Below are 25,083 nucleotides of genomic sequence, written 5' to 3'. Positions count from 1 at the left end.
GACGAGAGTTAGAGGGGAAGTACGAATGTCTACTGGTACGGTCAAGTGGTTCAACGACGCGAAAGGCTACGGATTCATCACGCCCGATGAAGGCGGCGAGGATCTGTTCGCACATTTCTCGGCGATTCAAATGAACGGTTTCAAGACGCTCAAGGAAGGCCAGAAGGTTTCTTTCGAGATCGTCCAGGGACCGAAGGGCAAACAGGCATCGAACATCCAGGACGCTGCCTGACCGGTCGGTTGCATTTTTGCCTCGTGAAACCCGGCCATCGTGCCGGGTTTTTTTTCGTCCCCCATTTTCACGCATGAACGGCAACGCGGCGACCCTCGTCGGCAAAATTAAAAAACCCCGAAAGACCGGAGTCCATCGGGGTTATTCAATATCGGGAAATATGCGTGATGGCAAGCGAGGCGCGAGCGCTCACATATTCTCGATCATCACGTCGCCGAACGCCGAGCACGACACCTGCGTCGCGCCTTCCATGAGCCGGGCGAAGTCATAAGTGACGCGTTTCGACAAAATCGACCGCTCCATCGACGCGATGATGCGATCCGCCGCTTCCGTCCAGCCGAGATGGCGCAGCATCATTTCGGCGGACAGAATTTCGGAGCCGGGATTCACATAATCCTTGCCGGCATATTTCGGGGCCGTGCCGTGCGTCGCTTCGAACATTGCAACGGAATCCGACATGTTCGCGCCCGGCGCAATGCCGATGCCGCCCACCTGCGCCGCGAGCGCGTCCGAAATGTAGTCGCCGTTCAGGTTCAGCGTGGCGATGACGTCGTATTCGGCGGGGCGCAGCAGGATTTGCTGCAGGAAGGCGTCGGCGATCACGTCCTTCACGACCACTTCCGCGCCCGTCTTCGGATGCTTCACCTTCATCCACGGACCGCCGTCGATCAGTTCCGCGCCGAACTCCTTCTGCGCGAGCGCGTAGCCGTAGTCGCGGAACGCGCCTTCGGTGAACTTCATGATGTTGCCCTTGTGCACGAGCGTCACCGACCGGCGATTGTTGTCGAGCGCATATTGAATGGCCTTGCGCACGAGCCGCTCCGTGCCTTCGCGCGACACCGGCTTGATGCCCAATCCCGACGACTCCGGAAAGCGGATCTTCTTCACGCCCATTTCATCGCGCAGGAATTCGATGACCTTCTTCGCTTCGGGAGAACCGGCCGGCCACTCGATGCCCGCGTAGATGTCCTCCGAGTTCTCGCGGAAGATGACCATGTCGATCTTCTCCGGCTCGCGCACCGGCGACGGCACGCCCTTGAAGTACTGCACCGGGCGCAGGCACACATACAGATCGAGCTGCTGGCGAAGCGCGACGTTCAGCGAACGGATGCCGCCGCCGACCGGCGTGGTCAGCGGACCCTTGATCGACACGATGTATTCCTTCACCACATCGAGCGTTTCGTCCGGCAGCCAGACGTCCGGACCGTAGACGCGCGTCGCCTTCTCGCCCGCGAAGATCTCCATCCAGTGGATCTTGCGCTTGCCGCCGTAGGCCTTCTCGACCGCCGCATCGACCACCTTGATCATGACGGGCGTGATGTCGACGCCCGTGCCGTCGCCCTCGATATACGGGATGATTGGCTGATCCGGGACGTTGAGCGAGAAATCCGCGTTGACGGTGATTTTTCCACCGTCCGCCGGTACCTTGATGTGCTGATACGGCATGGTCGACTCCAGAGAAGGTCGAGCTCTAATGGCTCTATTGGCGCTAACGAAAGCTGACCGGATCGCGCGAAGACGGATAAGCGTCGGCCCGCGGGGATGGCCAGGACATCATTCTAACCATGCCCCGCGTGCCGGCCAGGGCCCTCGATCCAGCGAAAACGGTTCGCGAATCATTATGCATTAAGATGCCGCTCCAACCTTCCCCGCTTCCCGATGCCGCTCATCGCTCTCAACAAACCCTTCGGCACGATCTGCCAGTTCTCGGCGCATGAGACGCGCGCCTCGCTCGGCGACTGGGTGAAGACGCCGGGCGTCTATCCCGCGGGCCGTCTCGACGCCGACAGCGAAGGGCTGCTGCTCCTCACCGACGACGGCGCGCTGCAGGCGCGCATTGCCGAACCGCGTCACAAGCTCGTCAAGCGCTATTGGGCGCAAGTCGAAGGCGCGCCCGGCGAAGACACGCTCGCGCGTCTCGCGAAAGGCGTCGATCTCGGCGATTTCGTGACGCGTCCGTGCAGCACGCTGTTCATCGCCGATGAACAGACCGAGGCGCTATGGCCGCGCAATCCGCCGATCCGCTATCGCGCCGCGATTCCGACGACGTGGATCGAACTCGCGATCACCGAAGGCAAGAACCGGCAGGTCAGGCGCATGACCGCCGCCGTCGGTTTTCCGACGCTGCGGCTCGTGCGCGTCGCGATCGGCGCGCTCGATATCTTCGCGCTCGGTCTCGCGCCCGGCGAGACGGTCGAAGTGCCGGACCGTGCGCCGTGGCAGCGTGCTCGATGAACCATTGCATCACATTCGCCGATGCGATTTTCGCGGTGCCGTTTCATGTCGACGACATCCAAATATGCAAGGCCGCTTGCACTGCGAACGTTTTTTTCATCCGCTGCGCGATTCTCTGAAAAAACGCGTCAACCGACCGTTTGCACGATGCGTTAAGCGCCACAGATGCCGTGCAAAAGCTATCCGGCATGAGCGAATTAGCCTTTCGATGACCTGTGTGCTCCAGGCTATTTGAAAGGAAAAGCGTTCACAGCCATATCGACTTCTTTTGTCGATAAGACTGTCAACCGAAAGGTGGATGGCTCGTTTACCGACATGACTCATTGACCGGGTCGTTGGTTAATCAACTCAAGCTGAGGATTCACAAATGAACAAACTGATCGCTGCTCTCGTCGCTGGCCTGTTCGCAACGGCTGCATTCGCACAAGCTTCGGCTCCGGAAGCTGCTGCTCCGGCCGCTGCTTCGGCTGCTGCTCCGGCGAAGGCACACAAGTCGTCGAAGAAGCACGCACACAAGGCTTCGCACAAGAAGTCGCACAAGGCTGCCGCTTCGGCACCGGAAGCCGCTTCCGCAGCTCAGTAAGTTCGTTGTAAGAGGCGGTAAAGCGAAGTCAATAACGAGCATTACCGCCGCTTGCTGCGTTAAAAGGCAGATCGCTGAAAGGCATCTGCCTTTTTGTTTTTGTATTCCGCTTCGCGCTTCGAGTAACATGCGCGGGCCTGCCGGTTATCCGGCAAATCCGCAATCCCTCGTTTTCAAAGGAGCATCGTGTGAATCCGCTGTTGCTTTCTCTTCGCGCCTTGCGCTTCCGGTTTTCATCGCCTGAATCTTTCACGCGTTCGCGCATGATCGGCGCCGCGCGCGCCTTGTTCATCGCGATGCTGCTGCCGCTCGCATCCGTTCCGCTTGCCGAGGCGCAGACCATGCCGCCCGGCGCGAAACAGCCGTCCGAATTTCCGCGCGCGAAGCTCACCGCCGGCATGTACGTGATCGATGCCGCCGTCGCCGCGAACGACGCGGATCGCGAACAGGGGCTCATGTATCGCACGCAGCTCGCCGCGAACGAAGGCATGCTCTTCGTGTTCAACGAGAACGCCGTGCACTGCTTCTGGATGAAGAACACGCTGATCCCGCTGTCGATCGCGTTCATCCGCGCGGACGGCACGATCACCGATATCGACGAGATGCAGGCCGAAACCGAGAACAACCACTGCCCGCGCAACAACGGCGCCTACGCGCTGGAGATGAGCAAGGGCTGGTTCGCGGCGAAGGGCATCAAGCCGGGCGTGAAGATCAAGGGATTGCCGGGCGCTCAGTAATTGGTCAATGAGCGGGCAATGAACCGTTGCCGGTGCAATCGACAAAGGCGCGTCCTCCGACGCGCTTTTTTTTCGTCCGCGCGCGCCGTGCGATGCCGGTTTCAGCGCGTCGGCGCGACCTGGCAAGATTCCTGCAAAGAGACTGCCGACGCGCTATCCTGAAAAGGTTGGCGCGATGCCGCCGCGACGTTCGGCGGCGGCCGCGTGGCGACGCGCATCACCTGCGCCGCGCCGCCATGACATCTTCCACAGGAGGTTCACGTGCCCCGCAAGACCCCCATCGAGCGCTATCGGAATATCGGGATCAGCGCTCACATCGATGCCGGCAAAACGACGACTACCGAGCGCATCCTTTTCTACACCGGCGTGACCCACAAGATCGGCGAGGTCCACGACGGCGCGGCCACGATGGACTGGATGGAGCAGGAGCAGGAGCGCGGCATCACGATCACGTCGGCCGCCACGACCGCGTTCTGGAAAGGCATGGCCGGCAATTATCCGGAGCACCGGATCAACATCATCGATACGCCGGGACACGTCGATTTCACGATCGAAGTCGAGCGCTCCATGCGCGTGCTCGACGGCGCGTGCATGGTCTACGACTCCGTCGGCGGCGTGCAGCCGCAGTCCGAAACCGTGTGGCGCCAGGCGAACAAGTACAAGGTGCCGCGCATTGCGTTCGTCAACAAGATGGACCGCGTCGGCGCGGACTTTTTCCGCGTGCAGCGGCAGATCGGCGAGCGCCTGAAGGGCGTCGCGGTGCCGATCCAGATTCCGATCGGCGCGGAAGAGCATTTTCAGGGCGTGGTCGATCTCGTGAAGATGAAGGCGATCGTCTGGGACGACGAAAGCCAGGGCATCAAGTTCACCTACGAGGACATCCCCGACAATCTGAAGGACGTCGCGCACGAATGGCGCGAGAAGATGGTCGAGGCCGCCGCCGAGGCGAGCGAAGAGTTGCTCGAAAAGTACCTCGAAGATCACGAAAGCCTGACCGAGGACGAGATCAAGGCGGCGATCCGCAAGCGCACGATCGCGAACGAAATCGTGCCGATGCTCTGCGGCAGCGCGTTCAAGAACAAGGGCGTGCAGGCGATGCTCGACGCGGTGATCGACTATCTGCCCTCGCCCGTCGATGTCCCCGCGATTCTCGGCCACACCGAGGACGATCAGGAAGCCGAGCGTCATCCGAGCGACGACGAGCCGTTCTCCGCGCTCGCCTTCAAGATCATGACCGATCCGTTCGTCGGCCAGTTGATCTTCTTCCGCGTGTACTCGGGCGTCGTGAATTCGGGCGATACCGTCTACAACCCGGTGAAGAGCAAGAAGGAACGGCTCGGCCGCATCCTGCAGATGCACGCGAACGAGCGCAAGGAAATCAAGGAAGTGCGCGCGGGCGATATCGCGGCGGCGGTCGGCCTGAAGGAAGCGACGACCGGCGACACGCTCTGCGATCCCGACAAGATCATCATTCTCGAACGCATGATCTTCCCGGAGCCGGTGATTTCGCAGGCCGTCGAGCCGAAGACGAAGGCGGACCAGGAAAAGATGGGCATCGCGCTGAATCGTCTCGCACAGGAAGATCCGTCGTTTCGCGTCGCGACCGACGAGGAATCCGGCCAGACGATCATCTCCGGCATGGGCGAACTGCACCTCGAAATTCTCGTCGACCGGATGAAGCGCGAGTTCGGCGTCGAGGCGACGGTCGGCAAACCGCAGGTCGCGTACCGCGAGACGGTGCGCAACAAGGTCGAAGGCGTCGAGGGCAAGTTCGTCAAGCAGTCGGGCGGGCGCGGCCAGTACGGTCACGCGGTCATCACGCTGGAACCGGATCCGGGCAAGGGCTATGAATTCGTCGATGCCATCAAGGGCGGCGTGATTCCGCGCGAGTTCATTCCGGCGGTCGACAAGGGTATTCAGGAAACGCTGAAAGCGGGCGTGCTGGCGGGCTACCCGGTCGTTGATACGAAAGTGACGCTGACGTTCGGCTCCTATCACGATGTCGATTCGAACGAAAACGCGTTCCGCATGGCCGGATCGATGGCCTTCAAGGAAGCGATGCGCCGCGCGAAGCCGGTGCTGCTCGAACCGACGATGGCCGTCGAAGTGGAAACGCCCGAGGAATTCATGGGCAACGTGATGGGCGATCTGTCCAGCCGGCGCGGCATCGTGCAGGGCATGGAGGACATCGCGGGCGGCGGCGGGAAGATCGTGCGCGCCGAGGTGCCGCTTGCCGAAATGTTCGGCTACTCGACGTCGCTTCGCTCGCTGACGCAGGGCCGCGCGACCTACACGATGGAGTTCAAGCACTACGCGGAAACGCCGAACAACGTGTCGGAAGCGATCATCAACTCGAAAGGGAAATGACGCGCGCGTACCGTTGCCGGATACGCGTGTAATATCGGAAGTCCGTTGCTCGCCCGTGCTGGTGGCGGCAACGGACTTTTTTCGTCCACGGGCCGAACCATGAGCGACGCACATCATATCGACTGGCGCGAGAACGGCGTCAGGGTCATCAAGGGCGATCAGCTCGACACCAACACGCCGCAGACGCCGGGCATGCACCGCGCGGCGGCCATCAACGCGGCGCGCGTCGGGGCGCAGAAAATCTGGGCGGGCACGGTCACCATTCATCCGAACGCGAAGACCGGCGCGCACCATCACGGCGCGCTCGAAAGCGTGATCTACATCGTGCGCGGACAGGCGCGCATGCGCTGGGGCGAGCAGCTGGAATTCACCGCCGAAGCCGGTCCGGGCGATTTCATCTTCGTGCCGCCTTACGTGCCGCATCAGGAAATCAACGCGAGCACCGACGAACCGCTGCAATGCGTGCTCGTGCGCAGCGACAACGAAGCGGTCGTGGTGAATCTGAATATCGACGCGGTCGAAGAACCCGAGGATGTGTATTGGGTCGATCCTATTCACAAAGACCCGCACAAAGATCCGCACGATCATTAAAAGCCGCAGCGGGAAAAAACCCGCATGCGGCGCGTTCCTTGCTCCCGCGCCCTGACGCGCGACGCGGGGCCTTGCCTGACGATTACGCCGGACAACTACTACACGGAACGACAACGATGACAAAGAAATCGACCGACGCGCATCAGATCGACCTCGCGCGCACGCACGCGGGCGAACTCGGCAATCACGCGATCGACGAATTCAAGGCCGGCCGGCTCACGCGGCGCGAACTGCTGCGGCATGCGGGCGTGCTCGGCATCGCGCTTTCGGCGGGCGGACTCTTCGGCATGCCGGCGGCGCGCGCGCAGGGCGCGGGCAAGCCGGGCGGCACCATCCGCGTGGCGCACATGACGCCGGCCGGCGCGGTCGATCCGCTCACCGTCACGGACGCCGCCGGTCTCGTGCTCATCAACCAGACGGGCGAATTCCTGATCGACGACGACAGCGAAACGCTCACGCTACGGCCGGCGCTCGCGCTGTCGTGGTCGTCGAATGCAAAGGGCGATGTCTGGACGTTCAAGCTGCGCCCGAACGTGAAATTCCACGACGGCCAGCCGATGACCGCGAAAGACGTCGCCGCGACCTTCAACCGTCTCGCCGATCCGGGCGCGGGGTCGGCGGCGCTCTCGGTGCTGAAGGGCGTGCTCTCGAAAGATTCGGCGAAAGCCACCGACGATCACACCGTCGAATTCCATCTGGATGCGCCGAACGGCAATTTCCCCTACTACGTTTCGTCCGACAACTACAACGCGGTGATCCTGCCCGCGAACTTCAGCGGCTCGTACGAGAAGTCGTTCATGGGCACGGGCGCGTTCAAGCTCGAAAAGTACACGCCAAAGGTCGGCGCGTCGTTCGTGCGCAACCCCGACTACTGGGGCGACAAGGCGCTGCCCGAGCGCGTCAACTTCTCGTTCTATGCGGACCATCAGGCGCAGCTTCTCGCGATGCAAGGCCGCCAGGCCGACGTGATGGGCGACTTCACCGTGCAGGGCGGCGTCTCGCTGCTGTCGAATCCGCAGTTCAAGGTGCTGGGCGCGAAGTCCAGCTCGCATCGGCAGATTCACATGCGATGCGACACCGGCGCGTTCAAGGACAAGCGCGTGCGTCAGGCGCTCGCGCTCTCGATCAATCGCGAAGTCATCGTGAAGGGGCTGTTTCGCGGGCGCGCGGTCGTCGGCAACGACAGTCCGTTCGCGCCCGTGTTTCCGTCGAGCGATCTTTCCGTGCCGCAGCGAAAGATCGACATCGCCAAGGCCAAGCAGTTGATGAGCGAAGCGGGCGTGGCGAACGGCTTCGACGTCACGCTCACGACCGAAAAGTACATGGAGATTCCCGATCTCGCGGTCGTCGTGCAGAACGCGGCGAAGGCGATCGGCATTCGCATCACACTGAAAGTGGAAAGCCAGGACCTGTATTACGGCTCGGGCACGTTCGGCAAGTCGGACTGGCTGGATTCGCCGCTCGGCATCACGGATTACGGGCATCGCGGCGTGCCGAACGTGTTCCTCAACGCGCCGCTCACGAGCAGCGGAACGTGGAACGCGGCGCACTTCAAGAATCCGCAGTACGACAAGCTCGTCGCGGACTTCGTCGCGGCGCTCGATGTCGCTTCGCAGAAGAAACTCTCCGCGCAAATCCAGCGCCTTCTGCTCGACGAAACGCCCGTCGTCATTCCGTACTTCTACGACCAGTTGATCGTCACGCGCTCGAATGTCTCCGGCGTGCGCTTCAACGCGATCTCGCAGATGTGGTTCGACCGCGCGACGGTATCGGCATAAATGAGCACGATCACGCCGACGGCGCACGTCGCCGACTTCGCCAAACTGAAACGCATCGTGCGCTTTGTCGGCGTGCGCGTGCTGCTCGCGCTCGTCACGCTGTGGCTTCTTTCGATGATCGTCTTCGCCGGCGGCCAGCTGCTTCCCGGCGATGTCGGCCGCGCGATCCTCGGTCCGCTCGCCGATGCGCGCGCGGTCGCGGCGCTCAATCATCAGTTGGGCGTCGACAGGCCGCTTCTCACGCAATACATCGGCTGGATCACGCATTTCGTGCGCGGCGACATGGGCGAGTCCTACGCGTTCCGCGCGCCGGTCGCGCCGTTCATCGGCGGCGCGCTGTGGAGTTCGGCGAAGCTCGGCGCGCTCGCGTTCGTGGTCGTGGTGCCGCTCGGCATCGCGGGCGGCGTGTATGCGGCGCTGCACGCGGGGCGCTTCGTCGATCGCGTCATCAGCATCGGCGGATTGACGGCGACGGTCGTGCCGGAATTCGTCTCGTCGATCGTGCTGATTTTGATCTTCGGCGTGTGGCTGCAATGGCTGCCGATCGAAGCCACCGCGCCCGCGAACGCCGGCGTGCTCGTGCAGCTCGAACATCTGATCCTGCCGGTGCTGCCGCTCGTCTTCGTGTTCTTCGGCTATATCGCGCGGATGGCGCGCGCGGGCACCGTCGAAGCGCTCGACGCCGACTACACGCGCACCGCCATCCTCAAGGGCTTGCCGCGCCGCGTCGTGATCTTCCGCCATGTGCTGCGCAACGCGCTCCTGCCGACCGTGACCGTCGCCGCGACGCAGCTCGGCTACATGATCGGCGGGCTCGTCGTCGTGGAGACGCTGTTTCACTATCAGGGCATCGGCTCGCTCATCTACAACGCCGCGAAGGCCAAGGATTTTCCGATGCTCGAAGCCGGCGTGCTGACCATCGGCGTGATCTACACGGCGGCGAATCTGATTGCCGATGCGCTCTATGTCGTGCTGAATCCGCGACTGCGCACCGGAGGTTCGCGATGAGCACCGCGACCGCTTCCGCCCCGAAACCGCGCCGCTTCGAAGCGCTCGGCGCGCTCCTGCGCTCCGGCACGTTCGACTTCGGCGTGCTGATCCTGCTGTTCTGGGTCGCGTGCGCGCTCTTCGGCCACTGGTTCGTGCCGGTCGATCCGTACGCGTCCGACCCGCTCAACTCGCTCGCGCCGCCTACCGCCGATCACTGGTTCGGCACGGACCAGCTCGGCCGCGACGTCTTCGCGCGCGTGATCGTCGGCTCGCGCGACATCCTCACCATCGCGCCGCTCGCGACGCTCATCGGCACGGCGGCGGGCACGGCCATCGGGCTGATCGTCGGCTACTTCGGCGGCTGGGTCGATGCGGTCATCGGCCGGATCACCGATGCGCTGCTCGCATTGCCGCTCGTGATCGTCGCGCTGCTCGCGCTCGCGGCGGTCGGCGCGAGCAACGCGACCGTGATTCTCGTGATCGGCCTGACCTTCGCGCCGATCACCGCGCGCACCGTGCGCGCCGCCGTGCTCGGCGAGCGCCATCTCGATTACGTGCTCGCGGCGCAGCTTCGCGGCGAGAACGCGTTCTACATCATGTTCGCGGAGATTTTGCCGAACGTGCTGCCGCCGATCGTCGTCGAGGCGACGGTGCGGCTCGGCTATGCGATCTTCGCGGTCGCGACGCTCTCGTTTCTCGGCTTCGGCATTCAGCCGCCGTCCGCCGACTGGGGCCTCGCGCTGTCCGAGAGCTACACGCTGATGGCGGGCGGCGCGTGGTGGACCGTCGTGTTCGACGCCGCCGCGATCGCGTCGCTGGTGGTCGCCGTCAATCTCGTCGCGGATGCCGTTCAGGGAGTGCTCGACCGATGAACGGACCGCCGCCATCCACATTTCCCGCGTTCGGCGCGGCCAAGGGCGATCAGGCCGACGCGCTCGCGGTCGTCGGCCTGACCGTCGCGTACCGCTCGCGCGGGTCCGAGCGCGAAGTGCTGCAGGACGTCACGCTGCGCGTGCGGCGCGGCGAAGCGTACGGGCTCGTCGGCGAATCGGGCTGCGGCAAGTCGACGGCCGCGCTCGCGATGCTGCGCTACCTGCCGCGCAACGGACGCGTGAAGGCGGGCCGCATCACCATCGGCGGCCGCGATGTCGCCGCGCTCCCCGCCGACGCGCTGCGCGATCTGCGCGCGAACGCCGTATCGATGGTCTATCAGGATCCCGGCCGCGCGCTGAATCCGTCGCTGACCATCGCGCGGCAGGTGTCCGAAGCGTTCGAAGCGGCGGGCGTGTCGGCGAACGAAGCGCTCTCCCGCACCGCCGACATGCTGCGCCGCGTGCGGATCGCATCGCCGGAACGCGTGATGGACAGCTATCCGCATCAGTTGTCGGGCGGCATGCAGCAGCGCGTGGTCATCGCGATGGCGCTCGCGTGCAATCCCGAGCTACTGATTCTCGACGAACCCACGACCGGCCTCGACGCCACCGTCGAAGCCGAAGTGCTCGATCTGATCGCGCAGTTGCGCGCGGAGACGGGCACGGCGGTGCTTTTCATCAGCCACAACCTCGCGGTGATCGGGCGCATGTGCGACCGCGTCGGCGTGCTGTACGCGGGCAAGCTCGTGGAAGAAGGCGCGACCGCCGATGTCTTCGCGAAGCCGCGTCATCCGTACACGGTCGGCCTGCTGCGATGCCTGCCGACGCGTGGCCGCAGCAAGGCGCACGGCCGTCTCGACACCATTCCGGGTTCGCTGCCGCTGCCGGGATCGGTGGCGCAGGGCTGCATCTTCGCGCCGCGCTGCAAGCTCGCCGACGAGCGATGCCTGAAGGACGCGCCGCCGCCGTATCGCGTGGCGTCGCTGCACGGCGACCAGATGGCGCGCTGCCATTACCACGAGCGCGCGCACACCTTGCCGCGATCGACGGCCGAAGCGCCCGCGCCCGTCGAATGCGGCGGCGGCGATCCGGCGTTCGCGTTGTCCGCGCGCAATCTCTCGAAAACCTTCCGCGTCGGCGATGAAGACGTGCGCGCCGTCCACGATGTCTCGCTCGATCTCGTGCAGGGCGAAACGCTCGGCTTGGTCGGCGAATCGGGCAGCGGCAAGACGACGCTCGCGAAACTGCTGCTCGGCCTCGTCGAGCCGGACAAGGGCGCGACGCTCGAACTGGACGGCAAGAATCTGCCCGAGCGCGTCACGCGGCGCAGCGGCGAGCAGGTGAAGTCGCTGCAGATCGTGTTCCAGAATCCCGATTCGGCGCTGAATCGCGCGCATTCGGTGCGGCGGCTGATCGCGCGGTCGCTCTCGAAGCTCGCGGCGCTGCGCGGCGAAGCGAAGGAAGCGCGGCTGCATGCGCTGACCGAAGCCGTGCGCTTGCCGGAGCGCTATCTCGGCTCGCGCACGCGGCAGTTGTCGGGCGGGCTGAAGCAGCGTGTGGCGATTGCGCGGGCGTTCGCGGGCGATCCGCGCGTCGTCGTCTGCGACGAACCCACGTCCGCGCTCGATGTCTCCGTGCAGGCCGCGATCCTCAATCTGCTCGCCGATCTCCAGCGCGAGCGATGCGTGAGCTACGTGTTCATCTCGCACGATCTGAACGTGGTGCGCTATCTGTCGGATCGCATCGCGGTGCTGTATCTCGGGCGCATCATGGAGATCGGCCGCGCCGCCGATGTTTTCGACGGCCCGCAGCATCCGTACACCGAAGCGTTGCTTTCGTCGGCGCCGTCGCTCGACGAAGCGCACGCAGCGAGCGCGCGCATCCGGCTGTCGGGCGACTTGCCGAGCGCGGCGAATCCGCCGTCGGGCTGCGTGTTCCATACGCGATGCCCGCGCAAGATCGGCGACATCTGCGAACGCGAAGCGCCGCCCTGTCGCGACGCGGGCAACGGCCACGCGATTCATTGCCACATTCCCGTCGATGAATTGCGCGCGCTGCAATCGCAGGAAAAGGCGGCCTAGCTTGCCTGAAACGACGCATGCCGGAACCAAAGAAGCGCTCGCGCCTCTCATCGAAACCACAACAATGAGGACGCACCCGATGAAACTCGCTCTCTCGCTCGCCGCTTCGCTTGCCGCTTCACTTGCCGCTTCGTTCACGCTTTGCGCCGCCGCCGCCGCCCACGCTCAGTCGACGCCCGCGCCCGGCGCATCCGATCCGTCCTTCTCAGCGTGGTCGCTCGCGCAGCAATGCGGCCAGAAGAGCGACAACGCCGCGCAAGGCCAATGCGTGGGCGCGGTGCGCGGCATCGTGCGCGGCTATCAATACGGCGTGCTGTTCCTGTCGCAGCGCGCGTCGCTGGCGGATGCCGACACGAAGCGCGTTTCGCTGTGCCTGACGAACACGCCGGTGTCGTCGATCGTCGATGACTTCCTCGCCGACGCGAAGCAGGTCAACGAAGCCGATCTGCGCCGCACGCCGGCGGAAGTCGCGGTGCTCGGCTCCGTGCACGCGCATCACGCGTGCTCGTGAGCGGCTTCGGCGCTTAAAGCATCTCCAGCCCGCGCTTTCTCGTCGGCGGCTTGAACTGCCGATCGATATCGGCGCGTTCTTCCGCCGACAAGCGGATGTCGAGCGCCGCGCGATTCTCCCGCACGTGGGCGACATCCGCGGCCTTCGGTATCGCGAAGACGCCGGGCTGCTGGAGCACCCACGCGAGCGCCACCTGAAACGCCGACACGCCGCGCGCCGACGCGATTGCTTCCAGCGCGCCGCCGCGCGGCAGACGCGCGTGATCGACCGGGCTATATGCCATCGCGGGCAGCCGATGTTCGCGCAGCCACGGCAACAAATCGAACTCGGAGCCGCGTCGCGCGACGTTGTACAGAATCTGATCGGTCGCGCAGGCATCGCCGCCATCGAGTGCGAAGAGTTCTTCCATGTCGTCCGTATCGAAATTGCTGACGCCCCAATGGCGGATCTTGCCGTCGCGTTTCAGCTTTTCGAAGCCCGCGACCACGCCCTGCAAGTCTTCGCCGCCGCGCCAGTGCAGCAAGTAAAGATCGATGCGATCGGTCGCCAGCCGCTTCAGGCTTCGCTCGCACGCGGCCTGCACGCCGCGCTCGCTGCCGTTGTGCGGATACACCTTGCTGACGATGAAAATGTCGTCGCGCACATCGCCGAGCGCCTCCGCGATGAGCTGCTCGCTCTTGCCGTCGCCGTACATTTCGGCGGTATCGATGAGCGTCATTCCTAGTTCGACGCCTTCACGCAGCGCGGCGATTTCCGCCTTGCGCGCGTTCGGGCGCTCGCCCATTTCCCAGGTGCCTTGACCGAGCTTCGGAATCGCTTCGCCGTCCGGTAGTTGAACGGTGGAATCGGTGTTCGCCATGAAAAGCCTCCTTGTTCGCTCGCCGATTATGGCGCAAGGAGCAATATCGAACCTTCATACCAGCCCGACGATGAGCGGCCCGAGCAGCGTCAGCAACACGTTCGCGAGCGCATACGTGACGGCGAACGCGGCCGTCGGCACCGGGCTTTCCGCGCGGTCCAGCACGCCGCCGAACGCGGGATTCGCGCTGCGCGAGCCCGAGAGCGCGCCGGCGAACACCGCCGCGTTGTCGTAGCGCAGGACGTAGCGGCCGAAGAGCATCGTCAAAAGAAGCGGAAACAGCGTCACGAACACGCCGAGCAGAAAGAGCGTGAGGCCGCTTTGCTTCACGGTGACGACGGCCTGCAAGCCCGAATTCAGTCCGACGACCGCGACGAACGCCGCGAGCCCGAAGTCCTTCAGCAATTGCGACGCGGCGGGCGGCATGACGCCGTACATCGGATGCTTGCCGCGCATCCAGCCGAATACGAGGCCCGCGAGCAGGCAGCCGCCGCCCGAGCCGAGCGTCACCGGAATGCCGCCCACGCGCACGACCACGAGCCCGATCAGCAGCCCGATCACGATGCCCACGCCCATGTAGATGAAGTCGGTCTTGTTGGAGTACGGCAGCTCGTAGCCCGCGGCTTCGACCGCGCGCTTCGTGTCCTGCGGCGAGCCGTAGAACGTGATGACGTCGCCGTGTTCGAGGCGCGTTTCGGGCAGCACCGGCAGCGGCATCCCCGCGCGCGTGATGTCCTGCACGTAGACGCCGTGCCGCACGCCTCGATCGACGCTCGCGCGCACCGCACGCATCGTCCAGTGATTCATGCCGCGCATCGCGAACACGCCCTGCCGCTTCTGCATGACGATGCTCACGCCGTTCGTATCCGCGACTTCCTCGCCGAGCTGCCCCGCCGCGCCGGCCATCACGTCGCGCCGTCCGACCACGAGCACGAAATCGCCCGGCGCGAGCGCCATGTCCGGCTGCGGCTCGATCGCGTGGCCCGCGCGCCGGATGCGCTCGATGGTGATCGCGTCCTGCTCGCGCGTTTCGATATCCCCGACCGTGCGGCCCGCGACGTCCGCCGTCACGCGATACGTCCGCCCGACGAGCGACGGCAGCGCCGATATCTGCCCCGCGCCCGGTCCGCCCGCGCCGCCGCCCGCGAGCGACTTTTCCGCTTCGATCGACGCTTCTTTGAGCCCCTGCCCCATGAACTTCGGCAGCACGTTCACGCACACGATGATCGCGCCGAGCGAGCCGAACACGTAGGTCACCGCATACGCGATCGCGACATCGGCCTGCAGCGCCTTCGTCTCGTCGGCGGACAGCCCGAGCCGCGCGATGGCGTCGCCCGCCGTGCCGATGATCGCCGATTGCGTCAGCGCGCCGCCCGCGAGACCGGCGGCGAGCCCCTTGTTCAGCCCGAACGCCTTCGCGCAGACGATCACCGTGACGAGCGCGGTGACGGCGAGAAACACGGCCATCGCGATCTCGCGCAATGTCCTTCTATTCAGCGAGTTGAAGAACTGCGGCCCCGAGTCGTAGCCGACCGCGTAGATGAACACGGCGAACATCACGGACTTCACGCCGTTGTCGATCTGCACGCCGACCTGGCTCACGACGACCGCCGCGAGCAGCGACCCGCCGACGCCGCCCAGCTGAAACTTCCCGAAATTGATCTGGCCGATCAGATAACCCGCCGCCAGCGACAGAAAGAGCGCCGTCTCCGGTGACTTCTGAAACACGTGATGGAGCCATTCCATGGCGTCCTCGCAGGTAGCGGCCGAATCGCTCAGCCGAGCTTGCTCACGAGCCCGACGACGAGCGGGCCGAGCAGCGGCAGCAACACGTTCGAAATGGCGTAGGTGATCGTGTAGCCGATGACAGGCGTCGAATTTCCGGTGACGCCGACGAGCGCGCTGATCGCCGGCGTGCTGCACTGCTGGCCGGCGATCGCGCCGAGCAGCATCGGCACTTCGAGCTTGAGCAGCATGCGTCCGATGAAGAGCGACGCGATCGCCGGCCCGAGCGTGATGACGATGCCCGCAACCGGCAGCGCGATGCCGAATTCGCGGACGAGCCGCACCGCATCGGCGCCCGCCGACAGGCCGACCGCCGCGATGAACGTGCACAGGCCGAAGTCCTTCAGGATCTGCGCCGCCGCCGACGGCATCGATCCGACCAGCGGATAGCGCGAGCGGATCCAGCCGAACACGAGGCCCGCGAGCAGACAGCCGCCGCCCGTGCCGAGCGACAACTCGATGCCGCCCATATGCGCCGACAATCGCCCGATGGCGATGCCCACCAGCACGCCGATGCCGAGAAACACGAAGTCCGTCTTCTGCGTCGCGGGGATCACGTAGCCGAGTTTCGCCGCGCCGCGCGTCACGTCTTCCTTGTTGCCGACGAGCGTGAGCACGTCGCCGCGATTCACCCGCGTGCCGGGCAGCGCGGGAATGGTGCTGTCGAGGCGCGTGACGGCGGCGACGTACACGCCGCGCCCATCGGCGGGATTCGCGCGGGCGCGCGCCTGCGCGAGCGTGAGTCCGTGCATCGCGCGGTTCGTGAGCATCACGTCGAGCTTTTCGACGTAGACGTCCGCCCCGCCGTTGCCGAACACTTCTTCGCCGATGAACGGAATCGCTTCCACCAGCGCCTCGCGCCGCCCCGCGATCACGATCCGGTCGCCCGCCTTGAGCGCCGTGGCCGGCTGCGCCTTCAGCACCGAGCGATCGCGGATCACGCGCTGCACGCTCAGGTTGTGCCCGAAGCGCTTCTCCAGTTCGCCGATGCCGATGCCCGCAGCCCGCGTCACTTCCAGCTCGCGCGCGGCGAGCGGCGAGACGGCGGGCGTCTGCCCTTCGGCGAGCGCGCCGTCGCCGCCGAGCTGACGCCAGACGCGCTCGGCTTCGTCGCGCAGATTGACCCGCAGAAGGATCGGCGCGACCTGGCTCGCGAACAGCACGATCGCCACGAGCCCGAACAGATAGCTCACGCTGTACGCCGTCACGATGTTCGCCTGCAGCCGCGCGATCTCCGCCGCAGGCAGGCCGAGCCGCGCCACGGCTTCCGACGCGGTGCCGATCACCGCCGATTCGGTCGCGCCGCCCGCGAGCAGTCCGGCGGCGGTGCCGGCATCGAGCCTGAGCGCCGCCGCGATGCCGAGCACGAGCGCGACCACGACGACGACCTCGACAAGCGACAGCGCGCCGTAGCGCCATCCGCGCCCGATGTTGGCGAAGAACTGCGGCCCGCCGGTGAAGCCGAGGGCGAAGATGAAAAGCGCAAACGCGATGTTCTTGAGATCCGGCGAAACGCGCGCGCCGCTTTGTCCGAGAAGCAGCGCGACGATAAGCGTGCCGCAAACGCCGCCGAGTTGAATCGGCCCGAACTTCAGCGATCCGATAAAAAAGCCGATTGCCAGGCTGGCAAATAGTGCTATTTCCGGCTGTGCCGCGAGCAGATGCCAAAGCATGGTGACGCCCCCTATCGATTCCCCATTATGGCGCGCAATAACGCGCACGCTGAAATGCTAGTGAGCCACCACTTCTATCTCATCACCTTGAATCGTTTTTGTTCACCGTCGATATAGCACTTATCGCCCGTGGTAAAGCAATAGCACTTTACGCCCCTAATTCAAAGAATCAGGAGCGTCTAATTAAGCGGATTAACCATTAATCGAACGAGCGCTTTGATCTGATGTTAAGCATTTAGGAAACGCTTTTAGTCATGCAAACCATACCGTCAAAGCCAAAAATTCCTCTACATTTCTGCCTCTTATGAGATAAAACCACGCATAAGAGCCGTTTCAGGTGATACAGCAACCCCATTCGGCAAGTATTCCCACACGTTGATGATTTGTTATTCTGATATTGCAAAATCTTCAAGGTGTCAATATTATGCGTGTAAGCATCTCAAAAAGTGGGCGTTCCACCCGGGGCCGTGCGACGCCCACATTCAACGCGGCACAACCTGAGAGGGCAACACAATGAATCAAATCCATGCAATGCGCGTCTTTGTTCGCGTCGCGGACACGGAGAGTTTTCGGCGTGCCGCACAGCAACTCGACGTTTCAAATGCGCTTGTCACGCGTGCAATTGCGATGCTCGAAGCGCACCTTAGAACCCGGTTGATTAACAGGACGACTCGCAATCTCTCTTTGACTGAAGCCGGCACGCGTTATTTGGAGGGCTGCCGCGCATTACTCGAAGAACTGGATCATCTCGAATCCGCAGTCACGCATACCGAAGGCGAACCGAGCGGGACGCTGCGCGTGGTGGCGTCGAGCGCATTGTCGCTGCTCACGCTGACGCCGCTCATCGACGGTTTTCGCAAGCTGTATCCGAAGGTGAACGTGCGCCTGACGCTGGCCGAACGTCACGTCGATCTTGTCGAAGACGGTTACGACGTCGGCATCGTCGCCGCGTTCATGGTGACGAGCACGGCGCTCGTCGAGCGGCCCATCGGCGTGAATGCGCTGATACCGGTCGCGACGCCCGAGTTCGTGGCCGAATACGGCATGCCCGCCGCGCCGTCCGACTTGCAGACGATGCCCTCCGTCGGGCTGCCGAACGACATACGCAGTTCGTCGTGGCACTTCCGACATCGACACGGCCCATCGGAACAGGTGACGCTGACGCCCGTCTACTCGGTCAACAGCGCGCTGATGGTCCGGCTCGCGACGCTGCGCGGCATGGGCTTTTCGGTGCTGCCCGAAGGCATCGTGGCGAACGACCTCAACGACGGCACGCTGGTGCGTCTCCTGCCCGACTATTCCGTCGACGATCCGGAGATGAAGCTGTCGATCGTCTATCCGGGGCGTCAGTATCTGCCCGCGAAGACGCGCTTTTTCATCGACTATGCGCTGGAAAAGCTCACCAAGGAGATCAACACCGGCGCGAGCAAGCCGGACGAGATCTTCCGCCAGCCGCCGACCGGCTTTCAGCCCGCCGCTGCCAATGGCGGCGCCGTTGCCGGCGCGGTGAGGACGCACTGACGCCCGCGTGCGGCTCGCGCGGCTCGCCATCAGGCCGCACTCACGAGCCGCACGAAGCCGCGTCAGATCTCGCCGTATTCCGCGCTCGACTCGCCGGGCGCGGCGCACATCGCGCGCAGCAGATCGGCTTCGCGCTCGTGCACTTCCACCGGCATGCACAGCGCGCCCGCGTGCGCCAGATATCGCGCGCGATGCTGCCCGTTGCGAAACGCGACGACCCCCTCGCGATGCACGCCCAAAAGCCCCAGCAGCCCGCCCGAGCGCCGCACGGTAATGGTCACGTACGGCATCTCCGGCACGCGCGGATTATCGGGATCGAGAAACTCGCGGATGCCGCGGACCTTGCCCGCGTGCCAGTCATCGACGGCCTTGAGCACGTAATCCGTGTCGTCGCGGTCGGCGCATTGCAGGAGCTTCCTCACGTCGACGAGCACAACCTGATGGCGCGAACCGGCATTGGCGAATACCCGCTTCAGGCGCACGAAGTCGTACTGCGGGTGACTTCTCAGCCTGACGATCCAGACTGCTTCCGCCGCGATCGGCGCAACCATCGTGTCCATGTTCAGCACCAGAAATACTGGATAACGGCGCGCGTCAGATCGACTGAACCGCGCGAAACGATGCGCATCCATTAGCACATCGATAAAACAAACTTTTACACCGTAGCCGCTCTTCGTGAAAGCGGCATGACGGGCATGTCACGTGCTTTGTTGCCTCAATTGGACACTTCGAGGAGCAACGTGCAGGCAACAGAGCGAGCACGACGAATCGTGGACACTTCTTCCGATCTCATCGTCGCGCGTCCCGAAGGCTTGTATTGCCCGCCGGGCGGCTTTTATATCGATCCGTGGCGGCCGGTCGAGCGCGCGGTCATCACGCATGCGCACGCGGATCACGCGCGCTTCGGTCATGCGCGCTATCTCGCGGCCGAAGCCGGCGTGAGCGTGCTCCTGTCGCGGCTGCCGGGCATCGACGTGCAGGGCTTGCCTTATGGCGAAACCATCGACGTGAACGGCGTGCGCGTCTCGCTGCATCCGGCGGGGCATGTGCTCGGCTCGGCGCAAGTGCGCGTGGAGCACGGCGGGCGCGTGTGGGTCGCATCGGGCGATTACAAGGTCGAGCCCGATCCGACCTGCGCGCCGTTCGAGCCCGTGCGCTGCGATACGTTCATCACCGAATCGACGTTCGGCCTGCCGATCTATCGATGGGAGCCGTCGCAAGCCGTGTTCGACGGCATCGACTCATGGTGGCGGCACAACGCGAGCCAGGGCCGCGCGTCGGTGCTCTTCTGCTATTCGTTCGGCAAGGCGCAGCGTCTGCTCGCGGGCATCGACGCGGGCATCGGGCCGATCTTCTGTCACGGCGCGGTGGAACCGCTCAATCGCGCGTATCGCGAGGCGGGCGTCGCGCTGCCGGACACGCGGCTCGTGAGCGAGATCGCCGCGCGCGACAAGGCCGCGTTCAAGGGCGCGCTGATCGTCGCGCCGCCTTCCGCGCAAGGCAGCACGTGGATGCGCCGCTTCGGCGATTACAGCGACGCCTTCGCCTCCGGCTGGATGCGCCTGCGCGGGACGCGGCGCCGCAAGGGCGTGGATCGCGGCTTCGTGCTGTCGGATCACGCGGACTGGCCGGGCCTGCAACTGGCGATCGGCGCGACGGGCGCGGAACGCGTGATCGTCACGCACGGCCAGATCGATTCGATGGTGCGATGGCTCTGTGAACAAGGCCTCGACGCGGGCGCGTTCAAGACCGAATACGGCGACGACGCGATCGAAGCCGATACCGTGACCGATGCCGCCGCAAGCGAGCCTTCCGCGGAGACGCCATCGCCATGAGACGCTTCGCGACGCTCTACGCCGCGCTCGACGCGACGACATCGACCAATGAAAAGCTCGAAGCGCTGATCACGTATTTTTCGGACGCGGAACCGGAAGACGCGGCGTGGGCGTCGTATTTCCTCGCGGGCGGCAAGCCGCGCCAGTCGGTGCCGACGCGCCTCATGATCGAATTCGCCCGCGAGCGCGCGGGCTTGCCGGAGTGGCTTTTCGAGGAGTCGTATCAGGCGGTCGGCGATCTCGCGGAAACCATCGCGCATGTGCTGCCGCCGCCCGAGCGCGAATCGGAACTGGGACTCGCGCAATGGATCGAGGATCGCGTGCTGACGCTGCGCGGTGCGAATCCGGACGAGTTGCGCGAGCGGCTCCTCGGCTACTGGAACGAACTGAACTGGAGCGAGCGGTTTCTGCTCACGAAGCTGATCGGCGGCGGCTTTCGCGTGGGCGTCGCGCGGCAACTGGTGGTGCGCGCGCTCGCGGAGGTGGCGGGCGTCGATCACAAGCGCATCGCGCAACGCATGGTCGGCTGGACCGATTCGCGGCAGGCGCCGAGCGCCGCGCGCTATCTGCGGCTCATCGCGCCCGCAGCCGAAGGCGATGACGTCGATACCCCGCACGAAAGCGATATCGGCTTGCCGTATCCGTTTTTTCTCTCGCATCAGTTGCAGGCCGATCCGGCGACGCTCGGCGCGCCTTCCGACTGGATCGCCGAATGGAAGTGGGACGGCATTCGCGCGCAACTGGTCAAGCGCGGCGGCCGCGTGTGGATCTGGTCGCGCGGCGAGGACCTGCTGACCGAGCGCTTTCCGGAACTCGCGTCGCTGGGCGCGGCGCTGCCGGACGGCACCGTGATCGACGGCGAGATTCTCGCGTGGGAACCGGGCGCGACGATGCCGTTGCCGTTCGCGCGCCTTCAGCCGCGCATCACGCGCAAGTCGCTGACGAAGAAAGTGCTCGCCGATTCTCCCGCCGCGCTGCTCGCCTACGATCTGCTCGAAGCGGATGGCCGCGATCTGCGCACCGAGCCGCTGCATGCGCGCCGCGCGATGCTCGATGCGCTCGCGAGCGATCTTGCCGTCGATCTGCTGCGCGTGTCGCCGGTGGTCGAGGCATCGGACTGGGCGGCGCTCGCCGCGTTGCGCGAGGAAAGCCGCGCGCGCGGCGTCGAAGGGTTGATGCTGAAGGAGCGCGCGTCGATGTACGGCGTCGGCCGCACGAAGGCGTCGGGCACGTGGTGGAAGTGGAAGATCGATCCGTATTCCGTCGATGCCGTCCTGCTCTACGCGCAGCCCGGCCACGGACGGCGCGCGAGTCTCTACACTGATTTCACGTTCGCCGTCTGGGACGAAGCCGACGGCGTGCGCACGCTCGTCCCGTTCGCGAAGGCGTACTCCGGCCTCACCGACGAAGAAATGCGCAAGGTCGATGCCATCGTGCGCAAGACGACCGTCGAAAAATTCGGGCCGGTGCGCAGCCTCACGCCGACGCTCGTGTTCGAGATCGGCTTCGAGGGCATTCAGGCGAGTCCGCGGCACAAGTCGGGCATCGCGGTGCGCTTTCCGCGCATGCTGCGCTGGCGCACGGACAAGTCGATAGAAGATGCCGACACGCTCGATCTGCTCAAAGGATTCCTGAACGAGGCGACGGCATGAGCGCCGCCGACGAAGCCGACGAAGCGAACGAAGCCAGCGAGCAGGACATCGCGAGCCGCGCACGACGCCGCGCGCCCCGCCCGCGCCGCATCCCGCGCACGCAGGCCGCGCAAGCGAAACTCGATGCCGCCGCCGAGCTGTTCAAGCCCGCGCCTTTCGTCTACGACCCGATCGAGGCCGCGAAGCCGATGCCCGATCGCATCGCGCGATGGTTCGGCGAACGCGGCTGGCAGCCGTTTCCGTTTCAGCGCGAGGTCTGGCGCGAAGTCGAACGCGGCGCGAGCGGCCTCCTTCACGCGACGACCGGCGCGGGCAAGACGTGGGCGATCTGGCTCGGCGCGCTGGCCGCATTCGCGGGACCGCCGAAGCCGAAGCGCAGCAAGCGAACCGCCAACGCCGACGCCGACGCCGACGCAAGCGCGGACAACGCCCCGCTCCCCGCACCGCTGACCGTCCTCTGGATCACGCCGATGCGCGCGCTCGCCGCCGATACCGCCCGCGCGCTGCAAACCGCCGTCACCGCGCTGTCCGTGCCGTGGACCGTCGGCTTGCGCACCGGCGATACATCGTCGACGGAACGCGCACGGCAAAACCGCCGCATGCCGTCCGCGCTCGTCACCACGCCCGAAAGCCTCACGCTGATGCTCACGCGCGCGAACGCCCGCGAGGAGCTATCGCATGTGCGGCTCGTCGTCATCGACGAATGGCACGAACTGCTCGGCAACAAGCGCGGCACGCAGACGCAACTGGCGCTCGCCCGCCTTGCCCGCTGGCGACCCGAACTGCAGGTGTGGGGCTTGTCCGCGACGCTCGGCAATCTCGCGCTCGCGCACGACGCGCTGTTGCATTCCGTGGCGACGCCGCGTGTCGTCGTGCGCGGCGCGCAGCCGAAAACGCTCGTCGTCGATACGCTGATTCCCGACACCATCGAGCGCTTTCCGTGGGGCGGGCATCTCGGCGTGCGCCAGGTCGGGCCGGTCGCCGATGAGATCGAGCACGCGCAAAGCTCGCTCGTTTTCACGAACACGCGCTCGCAGTCGGAAATCTGGTATCGCGCGCTGCTCGACTTGCGGCCCGAGTGGGCGGGATTGATCGCGCTGCATCACGGTTCGCTCGACAAGGAAGTGCGCGACTGGGTCGAACTCGGGCTGAAAAACGGGCAACTGAAGGCGGTGGTGTGTACGTCGAGTCTCGATCTCGGCGTCGATTTTCTGCCGGTGGACCGCGTGTTCCAGATCGGCTCGCCGAAGGGCGTCGCGCGTCTCATGCAGCGCGCCGGACGATCCGGCCACGCGCCGGGCCGCGTGTCGCGCGTGACGATCGTGCCGACGCACGCGCTCGAACTCGTCGAAGCGGCGGCGGCGCGCTGGGCGATCGAAGAGCATCGCATCGAAGGGCGCGACATGCCGCTAAAGCCGCTCGACGTGCTCGTGCAGCATCTCGTGACGGTGGCGATCGGCGGCGGTTTCACGGCCTCCGACATGCTCGGCGAAGTGCGCACGGCGTACGCGTATCGCGATCTGACGCAGGCGGAATTCGACTGGGCGCTCGCGTTCGTCGAGCGCGGCGGCGCGTCGCTTTCGGCGTATCCGGACTATCACCGCGTCGTCGCGGGCGATGACGGCGTGTATCGCGTGCCGCGCGAAGACCTCGTGCGACGGCATCGGAACAACGTCGGGACGATCGTCGCGAACGCGGCCATCAACGTCGCGTACATGACGGGCGGACGCATCGGCGCGATGGAGGAATCGTTCGTTTCGCGTCTGAAACCGGGCGATGTCTTCACGTTCGGCGGCCGCGCGCTCGAACTCGTCCGCGTGCGCGACATGACCGCTTACGTGAAGCGCGCGACCTCATCGCGCGGCGCGATGCCGCAATGGGCGGGCAGCAAGATGCCGCTGTCGTCGGAACTGGCGGAAGCGGCGCTCGTGATGCTCGCGCGCGCGAACGACGGCATCTACGACGAGCCCGAAATGCAGGCCGTCAGGCCGCTGCTCGATTTGCAGGCGAAGTGGTCCGCGCTGCCGGGGCCGGGCGTGCTGGTCGTCGAGGCGGTGCGTTCGCGCGAAGGGCATCACTTTTTCTGCTATCCGTTCGCGGGACGCATGGCGCATATCGGGCTGGGATCGCTGATCGGCTGGCGCGTGGCGCGCGATCAGCCGAGCACGTTTTCCATTTCGATGAACGATTACGGCTTCGAACTCCTGTCGGCCAAGCCGTTCGACTGGGAAACGCTGATCGCCGACGGCCTCTTCTCGCCCGAAAATCTGGAGCACGACATTCTCGCGAGCCTGAACGCGTCGGAACTGTCGGCGCGGCGGTTTCGCGAGATCGCGCGCGTGTCGGGGCTCATCTATCAGGGTCATCCGGGGCAGCAGAAAAGCGCGCGCCAGTTGCAGGCGTCGAGCGGGCTTTTCTACGAAGTGTTCCGCAAGCACGATCGCGACAATCTGCTGCTCGCCCAGGCCGATCAGGAAGTGATGCTGCAAGAGCTGGAAATGCGTCGTCTGCGCGATGCGCTCGTGCGCATGAGCGAAAGCCGGCTCGCGTTCACGCATCCGAAGAAGCCGACGCCTTTCGCGTTTCCGCTGATCGTCGCGCGGCTGCGGGAGAAGGTGAGCACGGAGAAGCTGTCGGATCGCGTCGAGCGCATGCTCGCGGATCTGGAGAAAGCGGCGGGCGTGTAAGCGGCCAGTTTCACATTCCATCGAAAGACTTCCGGTCGAATGCGCGGCTACGCTGCTGCGCGTTTCGCGCGCCAACGCGCGAGCGCATCCATCA

Annotated in this window: 20 protein-coding genes; 15 read left to right on the top strand and 5 right to left on the bottom strand. The window is 65.0% G+C overall.

What is annotated here, in order from left to right:
* Positions 1 to 25 precede the first annotated feature (25 nt).
* Positions 26 to 232, top strand: coding sequence for a cold shock domain-containing protein CspD (gene cspD / locus NCR39_RS02540; RefSeq protein ID WP_008351201.1), 207 nt, complete (start codon positions 26 to 28; stop codon positions 230 to 232).
* A 189-nt stretch (positions 233 to 421) separates the two neighbouring features.
* Here the strand turns inward: cspD and icd are convergent, their stop codons facing one another.
* Positions 422 to 1,678: an NADP-dependent isocitrate dehydrogenase gene (icd, locus tag NCR39_RS02535; protein WP_250450531.1), complete on the bottom strand. Its 1,257-nt coding sequence runs from the start codon at positions 1,676 to 1,678 to the stop codon at positions 422 to 424.
* A gap of 213 nt (positions 1,679 to 1,891) precedes the next feature.
* Here icd and NCR39_RS02530 point away from each other — a divergent pair, with 213 nt between their 5' ends.
* The 10 genes from NCR39_RS02530 (at position 1,892) to NCR39_RS02485 (ending at position 12,977) form a co-directional block, all read left to right on the top strand.
* On the top strand, positions 1,892 to 2,467 hold the full coding sequence (locus tag NCR39_RS02530) for a pseudouridine synthase (protein WP_250450530.1): 576 nt from the start codon (positions 1,892 to 1,894) through the stop codon (positions 2,465 to 2,467).
* A 367-nt stretch (positions 2,468 to 2,834) separates the two neighbouring features.
* Complete coding sequence (locus tag NCR39_RS02525; RefSeq protein WP_084593006.1) at positions 2,835 to 3,050, top strand: hypothetical protein; 216 nt, start codon at positions 2,835 to 2,837, stop codon at positions 3,048 to 3,050.
* A 263-nt stretch (positions 3,051 to 3,313) separates the two neighbouring features.
* The gene (locus NCR39_RS02520) at positions 3,314 to 3,787 is read left to right on the top strand and encodes a DUF192 domain-containing protein (RefSeq protein ID WP_502800152.1); all 474 of its coding nucleotides are present in this window, start codon (positions 3,314 to 3,316) and stop codon (positions 3,785 to 3,787) included.
* A gap of 261 nt (positions 3,788 to 4,048) precedes the next feature.
* Positions 4,049 to 6,154: an elongation factor G gene (gene fusA / locus NCR39_RS02515; protein WP_250450529.1), complete on the top strand. Its 2,106-nt coding sequence runs from the start codon at positions 4,049 to 4,051 to the stop codon at positions 6,152 to 6,154.
* Positions 6,155 to 6,253: 99 nt separating this feature from the next.
* Positions 6,254 to 6,745 (top strand): cupin domain-containing protein, encoded by a 492-nt coding sequence (locus NCR39_RS02510; RefSeq protein WP_250450528.1) that lies wholly within the window; start codon positions 6,254 to 6,256, stop codon positions 6,743 to 6,745.
* 116 nt (positions 6,746 to 6,861) lie between these two features.
* Positions 6,862 to 8,523 (top strand): ABC transporter substrate-binding protein, encoded by a 1,662-nt coding sequence (locus NCR39_RS02505; RefSeq protein ID WP_250450527.1) that lies wholly within the window; start codon positions 6,862 to 6,864, stop codon positions 8,521 to 8,523.
* Positions 8,524 to 9,531 (top strand): ABC transporter permease, encoded by a 1,008-nt coding sequence (locus NCR39_RS02500; RefSeq protein WP_250450526.1) that lies wholly within the window; start codon positions 8,524 to 8,526, stop codon positions 9,529 to 9,531.
* Positions 9,528 to 10,385, top strand: a complete 858-nt coding sequence (locus NCR39_RS02495) for an ABC transporter permease (protein WP_250450525.1) — start codon at positions 9,528 to 9,530, stop codon at positions 10,383 to 10,385. The genes NCR39_RS02500 and NCR39_RS02495 overlap by 4 nt, the downstream gene beginning before the upstream one ends.
* The gene (locus tag NCR39_RS02490; protein ID WP_250450524.1) at positions 10,382 to 12,466 is read left to right on the top strand and encodes an ABC transporter ATP-binding protein; all 2,085 of its coding nucleotides are present in this window, start codon (positions 10,382 to 10,384) and stop codon (positions 12,464 to 12,466) included. The genes NCR39_RS02495 and NCR39_RS02490 overlap by 4 nt, the downstream gene beginning before the upstream one ends.
* 79 nt (positions 12,467 to 12,545) lie before the next feature.
* Positions 12,546 to 12,977 (top strand): hypothetical protein, encoded by a 432-nt coding sequence (locus NCR39_RS02485; protein WP_250450523.1) that lies wholly within the window; start codon positions 12,546 to 12,548, stop codon positions 12,975 to 12,977.
* Positions 12,978 to 12,990: 13 nt separating this feature from the next.
* Here the strand turns inward: NCR39_RS02485 and NCR39_RS02480 are convergent, their stop codons facing one another.
* From NCR39_RS02480 to aspT (NCR39_RS02470), 3 genes are read right to left on the bottom strand one after another with little or no spacing between them, the layout of a single operon-like run.
* Positions 12,991 to 13,836, bottom strand: coding sequence for an aldo/keto reductase (locus NCR39_RS02480; protein WP_250450521.1), 846 nt, complete (start codon positions 13,834 to 13,836; stop codon positions 12,991 to 12,993).
* Positions 13,837 to 13,890: 54 nt separating this feature from the next.
* Positions 13,891 to 15,582, bottom strand: a complete 1,692-nt coding sequence (gene aspT / locus NCR39_RS02475; protein ID WP_250450519.1) for an aspartate-alanine antiporter — start codon at positions 15,580 to 15,582, stop codon at positions 13,891 to 13,893.
* A 29-nt stretch (positions 15,583 to 15,611) separates the two neighbouring features.
* Positions 15,612 to 17,294: an aspartate-alanine antiporter gene (gene aspT / locus NCR39_RS02470; protein ID WP_250450517.1), complete on the bottom strand. Its 1,683-nt coding sequence runs from the start codon at positions 17,292 to 17,294 to the stop codon at positions 15,612 to 15,614.
* Between the two features lie 513 nt (positions 17,295 to 17,807).
* Between aspT (NCR39_RS02470) and NCR39_RS02465 the strand changes: the two genes are divergently transcribed.
* Positions 17,808 to 18,815, top strand: a complete 1,008-nt coding sequence (locus NCR39_RS02465) for a LysR family transcriptional regulator (RefSeq protein WP_250450516.1) — start codon at positions 17,808 to 17,810, stop codon at positions 18,813 to 18,815.
* A 62-nt stretch (positions 18,816 to 18,877) separates the two neighbouring features.
* On the opposite strand, the gene NCR39_RS02460 is transcribed toward NCR39_RS02465, so the two are convergent.
* Complete coding sequence (locus NCR39_RS02460) at positions 18,878 to 19,375, bottom strand: plasmid fertility inhibition factor family protein (protein WP_250450515.1); 498 nt, start codon at positions 19,373 to 19,375, stop codon at positions 18,878 to 18,880.
* 210 nt (positions 19,376 to 19,585) lie between these two features.
* Here NCR39_RS02460 and NCR39_RS02455 point away from each other — a divergent pair, with 210 nt between their 5' ends.
* From NCR39_RS02455 to NCR39_RS02445, 3 genes are read left to right on the top strand one after another with little or no spacing between them, the layout of a single operon-like run.
* On the top strand, positions 19,586 to 20,650 hold the full coding sequence (locus NCR39_RS02455) for a ligase-associated DNA damage response exonuclease (RefSeq protein ID WP_250450514.1): 1,065 nt from the start codon (positions 19,586 to 19,588) through the stop codon (positions 20,648 to 20,650).
* A complete protein-coding gene (locus NCR39_RS02450; RefSeq protein WP_250450513.1) occupies positions 20,647 to 22,302 on the top strand; it encodes an ATP-dependent DNA ligase in 1,656 nt (551 codons plus the stop codon). The genes NCR39_RS02455 and NCR39_RS02450 overlap by 4 nt, the downstream gene beginning before the upstream one ends.
* Positions 22,299 to 24,989, top strand: coding sequence for a ligase-associated DNA damage response DEXH box helicase (locus tag NCR39_RS02445; protein ID WP_250450512.1), 2,691 nt, complete (start codon positions 22,299 to 22,301; stop codon positions 24,987 to 24,989). The genes NCR39_RS02450 and NCR39_RS02445 overlap by 4 nt, the downstream gene beginning before the upstream one ends.
* The last annotated feature ends 94 nt before the right edge of the window (positions 24,990 to 25,083 follow it).

Origin of the sequence: Caballeronia sp. ATUFL_M2_KS44, assembly GCF_023630965.1 — a bacterium.
GTDB lineage: Bacteria > Pseudomonadota > Gammaproteobacteria > Burkholderiales > Burkholderiaceae > Caballeronia > Caballeronia concitans.
Note: the sequence above shows the minus strand (reverse complement) of the source record. Positions and strands in the feature narration are given on the sequence as shown.